At 62.5% G+C, this 13,211-nt stretch carries 13 protein-coding genes; 4 read left to right on the top strand and 9 right to left on the bottom strand.

The features are described from left to right. Together C484_RS14165 and C484_RS14160 are read right to left on the bottom strand one after the other, a co-directional pair. Positions 1-897 carry a carbohydrate ABC transporter permease gene (locus C484_RS14165; RefSeq protein ID WP_006826594.1) on the bottom strand — a complete coding sequence of 299 codons (897 nt, stop codon included), beginning with the start codon at positions 895-897 and terminating at the stop codon, positions 1-3. After that, positions 894-1,838, bottom strand: a complete 945-nt coding sequence (locus C484_RS14160; RefSeq protein WP_006826593.1) for a carbohydrate ABC transporter permease — start codon at positions 1,836-1,838, stop codon at positions 894-896. Before C484_RS14160 ends, C484_RS14165 begins: the two co-directional genes overlap by 4 nt. A 341-nt stretch (positions 1,839-2,179) precedes the next feature. Here C484_RS14160 and C484_RS14155 point away from each other — a divergent pair, with 341 nt between their 5' ends. Both C484_RS14155 and C484_RS14150 read left to right on the top strand, forming a co-directional pair. After that, the gene (locus C484_RS14155; protein WP_006826592.1) at positions 2,180-3,574 is read left to right on the top strand and encodes an ABC transporter substrate-binding protein; all 1,395 of its coding nucleotides are present in this window, start codon (positions 2,180-2,182) and stop codon (positions 3,572-3,574) included. A 42-nt stretch (positions 3,575-3,616) separates the two neighbouring features. Then, complete coding sequence (locus C484_RS14150; RefSeq protein WP_083867351.1) at positions 3,617-4,309, top strand: RDD family protein; 693 nt, start codon at positions 3,617-3,619, stop codon at positions 4,307-4,309. A gap of 11 nt (positions 4,310-4,320) precedes the next feature. Here the strand turns inward: C484_RS14150 and C484_RS14145 are convergent, their stop codons facing one another. From C484_RS14145 to C484_RS14130, 4 genes are all read right to left on the bottom strand, one after another. Next, a complete protein-coding gene (locus tag C484_RS14145; protein WP_049915485.1) occupies positions 4,321-4,884 on the bottom strand; it encodes an NUDIX hydrolase in 564 nt (187 codons plus the stop codon). A 1,026-nt stretch (positions 4,885-5,910) separates the two neighbouring features. Next, on the bottom strand, positions 5,911-6,402 hold the full coding sequence (locus C484_RS14140) for an SRPBCC domain-containing protein (RefSeq protein WP_006826589.1): 492 nt from the start codon (positions 6,400-6,402) through the stop codon (positions 5,911-5,913). 444 nt (positions 6,403-6,846) lie between these two features. Beyond that, a complete protein-coding gene (locus C484_RS25010; RefSeq protein WP_394295314.1) occupies positions 6,847-7,197 on the bottom strand; it encodes a hypothetical protein in 351 nt (116 codons plus the stop codon). 318 nt (positions 7,198-7,515) lie between these two features. Then, positions 7,516-8,484: a diacylglycerol/lipid kinase family protein gene (locus tag C484_RS14130; RefSeq protein ID WP_049915477.1), complete on the bottom strand. Its 969-nt coding sequence runs from the start codon at positions 8,482-8,484 to the stop codon at positions 7,516-7,518. Between the two features lie 54 nt (positions 8,485-8,538). On the opposite strand from C484_RS14130, the gene C484_RS14125 reads away from it, so the two are divergent. After that, on the top strand, positions 8,539-9,255 hold the full coding sequence (locus tag C484_RS14125; RefSeq protein WP_049915476.1) for a PHP domain-containing protein: 717 nt from the start codon (positions 8,539-8,541) through the stop codon (positions 9,253-9,255). 95 nt (positions 9,256-9,350) lie between these two features. Here the strand turns inward: C484_RS14125 and C484_RS14120 are convergent, their stop codons facing one another. Further along, a complete protein-coding gene (locus C484_RS14120) occupies positions 9,351-9,764 on the bottom strand; it encodes an Lrp/AsnC family transcriptional regulator (RefSeq protein WP_006664660.1) in 414 nt (137 codons plus the stop codon). A gap of 102 nt (positions 9,765-9,866) precedes the next feature. On the opposite strand from C484_RS14120, the gene carA reads away from it, so the two are divergent. Next, positions 9,867-10,943 (top strand): glutamine-hydrolyzing carbamoyl-phosphate synthase small subunit, encoded by a 1,077-nt coding sequence (carA, locus tag C484_RS14115; RefSeq protein WP_006826585.1) that lies wholly within the window; start codon positions 9,867-9,869, stop codon positions 10,941-10,943. Between the two features lie 97 nt (positions 10,944-11,040). Here the strand turns inward: carA and C484_RS14110 are convergent, their stop codons facing one another. Beyond that, the gene (locus C484_RS14110) at positions 11,041-11,943 is read right to left on the bottom strand and encodes an NAD(P)-binding protein (protein ID WP_006826584.1); all 903 of its coding nucleotides are present in this window, start codon (positions 11,941-11,943) and stop codon (positions 11,041-11,043) included. Continuing rightward, positions 11,943-13,139 carry an ABC transporter substrate-binding protein gene (locus C484_RS14105; RefSeq protein WP_006826583.1) on the bottom strand — a complete coding sequence of 399 codons (1,197 nt, stop codon included), beginning with the start codon at positions 13,137-13,139 and terminating at the stop codon, positions 11,943-11,945. Before C484_RS14105 ends, C484_RS14110 begins: the two co-directional genes overlap by 1 nt. Between the last annotated feature and the right edge of the window lie 72 nt (positions 13,140-13,211).

Raw genomic sequence — 13,211 nt, 5'->3', positions numbered from 1 at the left:
TTATCGCGTGCGAACTTCGAAGCCCTTCAGCAGATACTCCTGCAGGAAGTACGCGAACAGTAGCGGCGGGACGGTCATCAGGAGCGATACGGCCATGATGTCGCCCCAGGAGGTGTAGCCGCCCTGATCGATGAGGCGCATGATGCCCGGCGCGAACGTGGTCGACTCCTGGCTCGGCAGCAGGATCTGGGCGAACGTGAAGTCGTTCCACGCGATCGCGAACGCGAACAGCGCACAGGCGACGATCGCCGGTTTCGTCTGCGGGACGACCACGTCCCAGAACGTTCGCCAGCGCGAGGCCCCGGCGATCCAGGCGCTTTCCTCCATCGACTCCGGAATGGTCTGGATGTACTTCCACATGAGCCAGACTGCAAAGGGCATCGAGATGGACGAGAGCGCAATAACGAGGCCGATTTGGGCGTTCAACAGCCCGATCTCGGACCAGATGAGATACAGCGGCAGGCCGAGCACGATCGGACTGAACATGTAGCCGAGCAACAGGAACTGCGCGAACGACTCCTTGTACCGGAATCGGAACCGCGCCATGCCGTACCCGGCGACGAGCGAAACCCCGACGACCACGACGATCGTCCCGGCGGTGACGACGATCGTATTGATGACGTACCTTGGTACTGCACCGGCAGCCAGCACGCTGAAGTTATCGAGCGTCACCGTCTCGGGCGAGGGCAGCCAGCTGAACTCGGTGATGACGGTCTGACTGTCGGTGAAGGCGTTCTGGACCATCCAGTAGATCGGGAACAGGATGACGGCCGAGAACAACGCGGCGCTGCCGTACAGCGCGAGGTGGTAGAGGCGGTCGCGCGTCTCGTAGGAGAGTCGCGTCCCGCCCTCTGTCTCTGTTTCTGACGGTGTCTCCGTCTCCGTCGGAGTGCTCATGTATCCACCTCCGCGGTCGGGTCGAACGCCCGGAAGTAGCAGTAGGCCCCGATCGCGAGGAAGACGAACATGACCACCGCCATCGCGTTCGCGACGCCGTAGTCATTGTGCAGGAAGGCGGTTCGGTAGGCGAGGATCGGCAACGTCGTCGTCGCGCCGGCCGGGCCACCCTCCGTCAGCATCCAGATGATGTCGAACTTGTTGAACATGAAGACCGCGCGCAAGAGCACGGCGATCAGGAGGACGCCGGTGATCCGCGGAAGCGTGATGTCGCGGAACATCTCCCAGCGGGACGCACCACAGATCTTGGCGGCCTCGTAGAATCGATCGGGAATCGCACGCAACTGCGCGAGCGTGAAGATCGTGACGAAGATCGAAAACTTCCACGAACCGATGAGGACGACCAGCGACATCGCCCACGTCTGGTCGCCGAGCGCGAAGGTGCGTTCGCCCCACAGCCCGAGGGTCGAGCCGGCGATGTGGAGCACGCCGACCTCGACATCGAACATGAACAGCGCGACGAGGACGACGATCACAGTTGGGACGAGATACGCGGTGAACGCGACGGCGGTCAGAAATCGCTGGCCACGATCGAGCTGGTTCAGGACGAGCGCGATCCAGAGTCCGACGAGCAACTGGACGACGGTACTCCCGACCATAAACAGCGCGCCGAGCCACAGTGACGACCAGAACGAGTTCATCGTCAGTACCTCGACGTAGTTCGAGAGCCCCGTGAACGTCCAGTCGGGGTTCAAGAGCGGGACTTCGAACAGCGACGCGTAGATCGCGAACGCGATCGGCGTGACGGCCACGAACAGGTACAACAGAATCACCGGGGCGACCGTCGCCCAGCCCCAGAGCGCTTCCCCATCGAGGCCGAGCCGCCCCCGCACGGATCGGCGGTCGGTAGTTGCTGTCGACTCGACCGTTTCATTTGCCATGTGTTACCACCCATCTTCCCATCTGCTATTAAACGCTTCGACCGGTTGCTCATAGTTTTCCAATTATTACCAATATATGGTAGCGAATATATGTAAAATAGAAACCGCTGGTAACACTTTTATAGACAGGAAAAATACTGGTAAAGAGATTCGAACACCAATTCCTGTGATACTGCCTGGCGGTTCCACTTCGAGCTCTACCATCGGTTCCTAGAGTCACATTTATTCTAACCGTCGTTCTAGCAATTCTCTATAAATAACTGGATCGTTAGTAGTATTCCCAATTATTCATTACTCTGCTAACCCAAAGAGTAATATATTGAAACTTGGTATCATACCACGTGAGTAGAGAACACCGACACTCGCGACGACGGATACTGGGTGCGACGGGCGCGAGCGCCGCAGCGGCACTCGCTGGGTGTCTCGGGGGGAGCGGCAACGACGACGGGATTCATTTCTACACCGACTACAGCACGGAAACCTGGCAGGATCGGTGGGAGGACGATCTCATTCCGGCGTTCGAGGACGAAACGGATCACACCGTCAACCCGGAGTACGCGGGATTTCAGGGCGACAGCGAAGAGCGCCTGATGAACCTGATCCAGGCCAACGACCCGCCCGATATCCACGTCGAAACGTTCTACACCGCCGCCGACATCTGGGCCCAGGGAATGCTCCAGTCCATGACTGACACCCTCGAAGCCGTCGAGGACGTAAACGGCGACATCAACGTCGAGACCTTCGAGGACGAGGAAGGCGTCGTCAGCCAGGGCGACACCTTCCACGTCTCTCACGGCGGCTACACCAATGTCCTCGTCTACCGCGAGGACATCTACGAGGCGCTCGGACTCGACGTCCCCGAAACCTGGGACGAACTCGTCGACAACGCCGAAGCCATCGACGAATCCAACGAGTTCGATACCGCCCGCGGCTTCGCGACGCAGGCGGGGGTCGTCGGCCAGAGTCGTGAACTGTTCTGGATGTTCCTCTACCAGAACGGCGTCGACACCCATCGGCTGGCAGACGGCGATGTCGAGGTCTGGGTCCCCGAAGACGAAGCCATCGAAGCGCTCGAATACCTCACTGAACTCGCGCAGTACTCGCCGGACCCATCGGGCCTGAACTGGGGGACATCCCTCGAACAGTGGGTGCAGGGTCGAGTCGGTCAGATGTACCACGTCAACGGCTGGGCGGCGGGCGTCGCCGCGGCCGAGGGCGTCGATCACATCGCGGAGAATACAGCGGTTGCGCCGCTGCCGCGAAACGACATTCCGCTGGAGGAGTCGTACATGACGTTGCCGACGGGGAACGGCTATATGGTGTTCGAGGGCGGCACCAATCCCGCGGGCGCGGTCGAGTTCATCGAGTGGCTGTACGCGGACTCGATCGAGCGGACGGCGTCGCTGTTCGAGCAGGAGCCGATGCGGCTGTTGCCGGCCTACGACGACGTGGTCACGTCGGATGCCTACGCGAACCTCGAGTACTTCCAGTCGTGGCCGGAGCATCTCAAACTCAATCAGCAGATCCAGGAGGAGATCGTCCCGCTGTACGGCCAGAACACGGAGGAGAGTCCGACGACGGGGGCTGAGCAGTACGGACTCAGCGGATACCACTATGCGGACATGATGAACCAGATTATCGTCGGGGATGCAGCCATCGAAGATGCCCTCGCGACGGCGAAGGAGCAGGCCGAGGAGCGACTTGCGGAGGGCAAGGAACTGACCGGCGGCTGGTGATTCCCGTGATCGGCGAGTGCCACTCTCGAGTTCGGTGATCGAATGCGGGTACCGGAAATCTGGCCGAGTTCACAGCCGCCACGGCCGAACCCGGAGACCGCAGGGCGACAGCTTCTGGTGGACCGAGCGCTGGCGGCGGGTATCGATCTCGGGCTCTGTTACGTCCTGCTCGTCGCGCCGATCTGCTACGTCATCCTCTCCGTGTTGCCGGTGCTGGATGCGCAGGGACCNATCGATCTCGGGCTCTGTTACGTCCTGCTCGTCGCGCCGATCTGCTACGTCATCCTCTCCGTGTTGCCGGTGCTGGATGCGCAGGGACCGGTCGCGGTCGCACTCTCGTTCGGTGTTCTCATCCCGGTCAACCTCACCTATACGTTCGTCTTCGAGTGGCGGTACAGTCGTACGCCCGGCAAGGTCGCCCGCTCGTTGATGGTCACCACGGCCGAGGGGGAGCCGTGTACGCTCAGGGCCAGTGCGGTGCGGAACCTCCTGCGGTACGTCGACGGCCTCGGCGTTCCGCCGCTGCTATACGCCGTGGGCGTCCTTGCGTCGGCCGTCTCGCCGTCCGGCCAGCGCGTCGGGGATCGGGTGGCCGACACCGTCGTCGTCCGTTCGGGTCGGCTCGACCGGCCGGTAGCGGATGATACCGGTGGGACGGCTCGCGACGAAGCCGATCCTGTGGGTGAAAACGACAGCGGCGCAGAAAGGCGGGAGCAACACAGTGGTGGCTACTGAACGTGGGCGTCTCAGCGCACGTCCCGACGCATCGCGATTTCGAACCACGGACAGAGCCGGAGTTGACGGTACCACTCTGGGTTCGAGTGAAGCCGCTCGTAGGGGACCCACAGCAGGCCGGCGACCTCGTCCTCGTTCGGCTCGAGTTCGCGATCGGAAAGGGTGAGTTTGAGGACGGCACAGACTTCGTGCTCGACGCCGGCGGTTTCGAAGTAGCGTTTGTACTCGAAGCGGTCGGTCAGGCGCAGGTTGTCGTACTGGTCGGGGGTGATGCCGAGTTCTTCTTCGAGTCGCTGGCGCGTGGCGTCGGTCTGGCTCTGGCCGTCGACGGGATGGGAGGCGACGGTGCCGTCCCAGTAGGTGCCCCAGAGGCGTTTGTCGGGGGCGCGCTGGGCCAGCAGGACGTTGTCTTCGTCGTCGAAGACGAGGGCGGTAAACGCCCGGTGGCGAATGCCGTCACCGGTGTGGGCCTCGAGTCGGTTGACGAGTTCGAGTTCGGTGTCGTCGGCGTCGACGGCGATGACGTCCTGGCCGGCGTTTTCGTGCTGCAAGTCGTCGTCCCGCGGCGTAGTCATGTCTGCATCATTGCAGAGGGTCGTGAAACCAGTATCGGCTTTTGGTCGTTCGGTAGCGGCATCGATGAACACGAGAAGCGAGTTGCACTGCGGGAGAGGACAGTAGATCATACACATGTGTCGTTAATTCTGGTGTTTAGAGTCAATCTGGTGTCAGTGGACGATGAGCACGCCGGTGCTGATCTACCGAGCCGACGTATAGAATCGCGTGCTGGGTACAGGGAATGGGCCGATATAGACACTGGAGAACGGGTCGTTCCGGCAGACTCCCCGTCAGAACCACTCGGAACAGTGTGTGAGACTATCGAGGACGTACTGGGTCCGGAAGCGGCCGGAGTTCCGGCGTCGATCCTGACCGCTCAATCGTTTGGATTTCATCGTTGTTCACCGCGACGGTGAGCGATTCCCAGTCGTTCGGAACATTTGCACCACCGACAAGGTGAGTCACGGAACTGCACTCCGAATCACCGGTCGATTCATTGGACGGCGTGCCGCTACTGAATTCACCACTCACAGTGAATCTCAAGACGTATTCATTCGAAATAGCATTGGTCAGTTCCGGTTCAACGTCTCCTAATTCGCTACATAGCCTGACATCAAACGTCAAATCTGCTGATTCACCGTCACTGACGATGTGAACCCATCCGCTGTGAGTCTCCTTCTCGCTTGGGAAGGATGTACGGCTTTCTGAGTAGGCGAGTCCGAGTGATTTGCCGCCCCCGTTAGTCTCGCTTTTGTCCGGTGTACGCTGGGTCAACGGGCTCATTGCCCCTTGACAGCCAGCGAGAGTACTGAGACCAGCAATAGAACCACCGGCGAGTAGCTTCCGACGAGATAGTGGCGGACACATACACTCTAGAATGGTTCTCACCTAACAAGTACTTTAGCCTACAGAATCGTGTTTGTGGAAAATAATACGTCTTTTTCGTGTTCTGCTAACAGATACGCGATTTACCGGACTCTAACCGCGGCCTAGAGTATGTAACCGGTAAAGAGCAGCGACTGTTCCGCACGAGAGACAGCGATTCACTCGACGAGTTCAGCCAGGTTCCGTAAGGACGATCGATTCCCGGCTTCGTTGTCTTCGGGGCGGATACCTTCCGGGATGTTCTCACAGCGGTACGTGACTGCAGTTCCCTCGTCGGTCTCCTCTAGAGACACGGTGACTCTCATCTCGCCTGCAAATCGCTGGTCCGTCGTTTCGAACTCGATGGTCTCCACGATTTTCTCGTGGGGCACCAGCGCGACGAACCGCCCGCGGTGCGTATCCGTATCGTCAGCGGTCTTCCCACCCTCTCCTCCCGGCGAATCGTTCCGGGGATCCCGGTACGTGAACGAAATTCTGAACTCGCCGCTCTCCCGCGGATCGAAGGAATGGACGTGCCCATCCATGCCCTCCGGCGGCAGCCACGTGGCCACCGCGTCGGGATCGAGGAACGCTCGGTAAACTTCCTCTTGCGGGGCGTCAATACCCACTGTCACCTGCGTGCTCGGTCCCCCACCGTTCGGAGTCGTCATGCCCGCTGACCTCGTCCGGAAACTGGTGGGATTTCGGCAGCGTTGTCAGCGCGAAGAACGCCAGTTCGGGTTCCTCGGGCGGTTCTTCTCGCGTTCCCGTCCTTCACCGGTCGGCCGTAGTGACGACCAATCGCTCCGTACTGTCGGTTGTCGGTCGGCATGAATCGTTCACGACCCGTAGTACGGGGCCAACCGCATAGAGATAGCCTGTGAGAATCGGTACACTCTGAGAATCTGTCCAGTCTGCTCAGGCGTGCGACGAGTTCATCGCTTCGAATCGGTGTCGCGGATACGGACCGAGTTGGGCGGTGGTGGTGTGGTTCCGATGGTGGTGGTGGTGATGGTAGTGGCGGACGGACCGCGGTGATCCGCTCGCACACCCCCGCCAACTCGGCTGGCCGCCGCGACCCGAGTGCAGGTGAACTGAACTCGGCGTGCGGTGGCTCAGTCGTCGGAGTCCGATTGTGAGCGCGTGCCGACGCGGGGGGCGACGCGACAGCCGCAGGGACCGGCGATGGCTTCGCCCGGCCCGATCATGGTCCGCTGGACGATGGGCGTGTTACAGCGCGGACAGCGCGGAAACGGGGTTTCTGGACCGTCCGTCGTGTCGCCAGGGTCCGTATTGTCGGGGTCCGCATTGTCGGGGTCCGCATTGTCGGGATCCGTCATGGACACCTCCGACCCGAGGGATTCCGCGTCGTCCGTCTCGCCGGTATCAGTGCCAGCCGTGCTCGTCTCGACCGTTCTGCCGGTGCCGTCGCTAGTCGCGTTGCGTGCGGCATCGTCGTCGGTCACGCAGTCGAACACCTCGGCGCGTTCCCGAGACCGCCTGTAAGAGCCGCTGCTCGCTTGGGATACCGATCCGTCAGTCGTGCGGGATGTTTATATCCCGTGAGAATGTACGCAATCATGGCTTTGACCCTTGCGGGGTGGAAGCCACGTCTCGGATGCTCCAACATCCGGGACACTTTCATGTCCGATGTGGCTTCCGTCCTAATTGTTAACTGGTAGTGACTTATATCTACCGCTGAACGACGGGAAGGAGCGCCTGCTACTGGCCCCGTGGAACCCGGACCACAGAACTCGACCGTCTGAACTGAACTCGGTGCTCGCCTAGTGCGTCGGTTCGAGCGGCCACCCTTCGTCCGCGTCGGGATTCTCTTGATAGCTCTCTCCGACGGCGACTTCGAGCGGCTGCGAGTTCACTTTGAGCCGTAGCGTCTCCGTTTCGAGCATTTCGCCGTCGAGACTGTATTCGATGGAGTCTTCGAGGCTTTCGACGGTGAGCGACGGCGTTCGTCGGCGGATGATGTGCGCGCTCTCGCGGTCGAACAGCCCTTCGAGGGCGGCGTCGCCGAGCAGGTTGGTCGCTGGCGCGTCTTCGATGATCGTGACCTCGAAGAGTTCGTCTTCGACGTGTGCCTGTGCGGTGCGCGTGCCGGTGAATCGACGGCAGTTGCCGATGAGGACGAACATCGCGTCGCCGGTCCAGGACTGGGCGGCCTCGCCGTTCGGTCCTTCGACCGTCTCGACCCGTAGCGAGAGTGAGTCGAAGTCCGCGACCGTCGCGACGGTGTTTTTCACGTATGCGAGGACGCCGAGCGCTCGTTTGCCGTCCGGCGTCGTCTCGCTGCTGGCTTCGGCGGTCACGCCGCCGACGCAGGAGTTGACGAACGCGCGGTCGTTCGCGACGCCGAGGTCGATCCGCCGCCGCCGGCCGGTTTCGAGCACCTCGAAACTGTGTTCGAGGCCGGTGATGCCGATGTTCGTCGCGAAGTTGTTGCCGGTGCCCGCGGGAACGACGGCGAGCGTCGTCGTCTCGAGTTCGTCCGCGGCCGCGATTCCGTTGATGACTTCGTTGACGGTGCCGTCGCCGCCGGCGGCGGCGATCAGGTCCGCCTCGGGTGCGGCGTCGCGGGCGAACCGCATCGCGTCCCCTGCTCCCTCGGTCTGCCGGACCGTCAACCCGTAGTCGGCCGCCAGTTCGACGATATCGTCGACGTGGTCCTGGCTGCCGCTGACGGGATTGAGAACGAGGACGCGGCGGGGATCGGCGTCGCTGTCTCTACCCTCCGAGTGCATACCCCACCGTATGCCGGCCGAGCGCAAAAGGGTCTGGCTGGCGTTTGCCTTCGTGTGTATCTCGTCGATCTTCACGCGCACACGCGATTCTTTCACGGTCACCGGTCTCTCGGTGATCGATTCGACCCGCTTGGTGCACGAGTGCTCACCGAGATGGCTGCGAGACGCGGGCTCGACGGGGTCGCGACGACGAACCACGACTACTACACCCGCCTGAACCCTGCCGCAGACGCGATCTCCCTGCCCGGAATCGAGATCACGACCGATCGCGGTCACGTCCTCGTCGTCGGACCCGATCCGCCGGCGGAGACGAAACCGGGGGCGTTGTCCCCGGCGGAGGCGGTTGCGCTGGCCCACGATCACGACTGCGCCGCTATTGTCGCACACCCGTTTCGAAACAGCACCGTTCGCGAGCTCACGGACGTTCCCTTCGACGCCATCGAGGTCAACGGCAAACACCCGCGGTCGCGTCCGCTGGTCGAGAAGTTGGCGTCGGAACGCAACCTGCCGCTCGTCGGCGGCAGCGACGCCCACTATCCGTTCGAGGTCGGACGAGCGTACACGACTATCGAGAGTGAGCGGCTCACGCCCGAGGCGGTCGTCGAAGCGATTCGAGACGGCCGTGTCGAGGCCCAGGTCTCCCGGTCGACGCTGGATGAAGTGGTGCGACGCGGGTACCGGGCCATCCACCGCCGCAAGCGCGTCATCGACGCGATCGAGCGGCCGACGCCGGGGGTCGGAACGCCGCCGGGAGAAGAGTCGACGGAGTAAGCCGCCTTGACACGCCGCTCGAACGCTGCTCGAAATCCGCTCGAACGCCGCACGAACGCCGACCGGACACCGATTGAACGCCAATCAAACGCCGATCAGCCGGGCTGTTCGTCGAGGATCAGCCGCGTCTTCGTGTTGACGACCTCCTCCTGATCGCGCGCTTTCGTAATGAGATCGTTCACGCCGCGCGTGTCCGCGGCGTCGACGACGAGGACGACGTCCTGCTCGCCCGAAACCATCCAGACGAAGTCGACCTCCTCCCACTCCGCCATTCGCTCCGAGACGCCTTTCGTATCCACGTCGACCGCGACGCTGATCTCGATCATCGCCTTGACGTTGCCCGTCCGGGTCGAGATCGTAAACCGTTCGATCACCTCGTCGTCCATCATCCGCTCGACGCGATTGCGAACCGTCCCCTCACTCGTCCCGACCTCGTCCGCAATCTCCGTGTAGGGAGTTCGGGAGTCCCGTCGCAGCACGTCGAGGATCGCTCGATCGAGTTCGTCCATTGAGATCCGTGACTACGGACGAGTGGCACTTACCGATTACGAAATTCGTAACTGAGTTTCGAAGACAACACTTATGCCGGTGTATCCAATACGTAGTTCGTAATGACAGCAGCCTACGTTGCACTGGAGGGCGGACACGTACTCGAGGGACGTGGTCGCGCTTCGGGAACGGCTCGCGGCGAGCTGGTTTTCACGACAGCCTACACCGGCTACGAAGAGAGCCTGACCGATCCGTCCTACGAGGAACAGATTCTCACCTTCTCCTACCCGCTGATCGGCAACTACGGCGTCCGAACGGAACGGTTCGAGGACGATCGCGTCCACCCCCGCGCCGTGCTCGCAAAGGAACTCACCGACGATGTCGCCGACTGGCTCGAGAGCGAAGGCGTTCCCGCAGTCGACCACCTCGACACGCGAGACGTCGTCACCGACATCCGCGACGGCGGCGCGATGAAATGCGGCATCGCCGTCGGCGAGGACGCCACCGAGGAAGACGCCCTGGCCGAACTCGAGGCCTGCAAGGGCATGAGTGAACACACCGACATCGGCGCGCAGGTCAGCGTCGACGACCACACCGTCTACGGCGCGGACAACGACGGCGAAACCGTCGCCCTCGTCGACTGCGGCGCGAAGGGCTCGATCGTCGACTCGCTGCTCGACCGCAACGCGACGGTTCACGTCCTTCCCTACAATGTGAGCACAGCCGATGTCGAGGCCCTCGACCCCGATATCCTGTTCATTTCGAACGGCCCCGGCGACCCCGCCAACTACGAGCAGGCAATCGAACTCGTCGAGGCGTTCGTCGAGGAAACGCCCGTCGCGGGTATCTGCCTCGGCCAGCAGATCGTCGCAGAGGCACTTGGCGGCACGACGGCGAAGATGAACTTCGGTCACCGCGGCGTCAACCAGCCCGTCCTCGACCTCGAGTCCGGGCAGGTCGTCATGACGACCCAGAACCACGGCTACACCGTTGACGAACCCGGCGACTACCTCGAAGTCACGCAGATCAACGTCAACGACGACACTCCGGAGGGACTCGACGGCGTCGAACACGACATCATCACCCGTCAGTACCACCCCGAGGCCAATCCCGGGCCGGAAGATACCCTCGAGTTCTTCGACAGCGTCCTCGGCATGGCCGAGAAAACGGATCAGCGAGCGGTTCCGGCGGACGACTGAGCGATTCGAATTCGTTTCGCGTGGTCTCTAGTCACTAGTCACCAGCCACCAGCTTCCAGAGCGCGCAGTGACGCCGGTACCGAGACGAGAGTTCGAATCAGAACTCGTCGGCTTCGATCTCCGCGGCCCGCTCGCGAATCACGTCGTCATCGAGCGCGGCGGCGAGGCGTCGCTGACCGCGCATGGCCCGACGATTCGCAACGTCGGACGCGACGTAGTCTGAGTCACGTTCTTCGGCGGCGATTTCGGAGAGCCGTCGAACGGTGTGCGGGTCGACATCGTCGGGGGCGTCATCCTCGAGCAGGTCGAGCCACTGCTGGGGCTCCGCCCATTCCTCGCGGCGGTTCTCGGTCGTGCGCCGCCAGTCGTAGTGATCCGCGAACCAGCCCCAAAAGCCCGCTTCCTCACGGCAGTCTCGAAGCAGCGTTCGAGCGACCGTCGCGCCGTGACCCGCCGCAATGATCGCCTGATCGCCGCATCCGGCCAGCGGCCCGGCGACGTAGAGGCCGTCGACGGGCGTGGTTCCGTCGTCGCCGGGATAGTCGCGATCGAACCGCTCGCGTTCCTCGTCGTCATCTGCGACGAACATCCTCGCCTCGTCGTCGAGTTCTCGGAGGTACGTGCCGTCGTACTTCGTTGCAGCGATCACGAACCGCGCCGTAATCGATTCGCCCGACTGCGACTCGAGCCGAAAGCCGTCGGTTCCGTCCTCGAGCGTCGTGATCGATTCGACCAGTTCGTCCCGAATTCGACAGCCCGCCGTCTCGGCGTGGTCGTGTGCCAGTCCGAGGAACGTCTCGACGCCGATCCCGCAGGGGAAGCCAAGGTAATTCTCGAGGGAGGCGCATCGACGCAACGAGGACGGTCCGCGGTCGAAGATCGTCGTCTCGAGGCCGTATCGGGCGGTGAAGACGCCGGCTGCACAGCCCGCGGGACCGCCGCCGACGACGGCGACGGCAACGTCGGTCTCGGCGGCGATATCCAACGCGGATTCGCCCATTAGAACTCCCCTCGGACGATCGCCGCGACGCGCTCGCGGTCGAACAGCCGTTCGTCCTCGGGGATATCCGGGTACGGTGTCCCAGGCTCGTAACCGGGCCAAGCGCCGAACTCGTCGGGATAGAGCTGCTTGGTCGTCATCTCGAGTTGGAAGAGGTTCATGAGCGGCCCCTGGTATCGCATGCCGCCGGCGACGACGCGGTCGTTTTGCACCGCCGTCAGGTCGCTTCCGACGGGATGGCTTTCGAGTTCGTCGCGGATGTTGTCGATGCTGTACTGGGAGGTGATTCCCCAGAGGTGCAAGATAACGTCGGGATCGACGTCGAGCATCGTCTCGTAGTCGACGGTACCCCAGTCGCCCGACCAGGAGCGGTCGGCGAGCGCGTCGGCGGCGGCGAGCGGACGCGTATCCGCCTGCCAGTAGCCGGGCGCGTTGAGGTGGTAGGTATAGAACTGGCCGTCGCCGAGCGTGACGCGGGCGGCGGTCGGGCGCTCGTCTTCCGGCGGAAGGTTCGACGTGATGTGATCGTGCAGTTCGTCGTACACTGCTTTGAGTTCCGCGTAGCGCTCGCGCTCTTGGAACACGTCCGCAACACGGTCGAACAGTTCCCAGAGCGTGTAGAACTCGTACTGGTCGGCGTAGGCGTCCGCGGGATCGCTGTGGACGCCGCTGTGGAAGTTGCCGATCCACGGTCCGACGGTCGAGGCGATGTCATCGATGTCGTCCTCGGTCCAGTCGTCGTGTTTCAGGACGTAGGACGGGTCCAGAAAGTGAACGTCGCTGTCGAGTTCGTAGAGCTGTTCCTTCCGGAGGCCGCCCTCGAGCGGGTTCGGGAGGCCCTCCCAGTCGAAGGAGACGCCGGGGAGGTGGTCGTAGAACTTGTTCATCGTCGTGCCGGACATCTCGGTGGAAAACAGCGTGGTGACGGCATCGCCGTGGCCGAGTGCGACGGCCATGTCGGCGTACTGCGGGAAGGCGACGAAGACGCGTTCGGGGACGGTGTCGAACGAAACGTCGCCCACCGGTTGCAACGTTGCGGTGTGACCGTCGCCGTTCGAGTGGCCGTTTCCGGTCGGATCGTCTCCGCCGGAGATGCAACCAGCGAGCACCGCACCGCCGAGCGCCGTACTCGCGGCGACGAATCGGCGGCGGCTCCGGTCGACCCCCACCCGTCCAGTGACACTTCGGTCGTCCATACGGTTTAGGCCGACCTAATCATTCAAAAACGATTCGATTTAGGTCAGCCGAAACCTGACGGCTGACGACGG

The sequence above is a fragment of the Natrialba taiwanensis DSM 12281 genome (assembly GCF_000337595.1).
Classification (GTDB): Archaea; Halobacteriota; Halobacteria; order Halobacteriales; family Natrialbaceae; genus Natrialba; species Natrialba taiwanensis.
Note: the sequence above shows the minus strand (reverse complement) of the source record. Positions and strands in the feature narration are given on the sequence as shown.

Excerpts from the sequence above, each read along its gene's own strand:
- C484_RS14165 (WP_006826594.1), bottom strand. The coding sequence starts at position 897 with ATGAGCACTCCGACGGAGACGGAGACACCGTCAGAAACAGAGACAGAG.
- C484_RS14160 (WP_006826593.1), bottom strand. The coding sequence starts at position 1,838 with ATGGCAAATGAAACGGTCGAGTCGACAGCAACTACCGACCGCCGATCC.
- C484_RS14145 (WP_049915485.1), bottom strand. The coding sequence starts at position 4,884 with ATGACTACGCCGCGGGACGACGACTTGCAGCACGAAAACGCCGGCCAG.
- C484_RS14140 (WP_006826589.1), bottom strand. The coding sequence starts at position 6,402 with ATGACGACTCCGAACGGTGGGGGACCGAGCACGCAGGTGACAGTGGGT.
- C484_RS14130 (WP_049915477.1), bottom strand. The coding sequence starts at position 8,484 with ATGCACTCGGAGGGTAGAGACAGCGACGCCGATCCCCGCCGCGTCCTC.
- C484_RS14120 (WP_006664660.1), bottom strand. The coding sequence starts at position 9,764 with ATGGACGAACTCGATCGAGCGATCCTCGACGTGCTGCGACGGGACTCC.
- carA (WP_006826585.1), top strand. The coding sequence starts at position 9,867 with ATGACAGCAGCCTACGTTGCACTGGAGGGCGGACACGTACTCGAGGGA.
- C484_RS14110 (WP_006826584.1), bottom strand. The coding sequence starts at position 11,943 with ATGGGCGAATCCGCGTTGGATATCGCCGCCGAGACCGACGTTGCCGTC.
- C484_RS14105 (WP_006826583.1), bottom strand. The coding sequence starts at position 13,139 with ATGGACGACCGAAGTGTCACTGGACGGGTGGGGGTCGACCGGAGCCGC.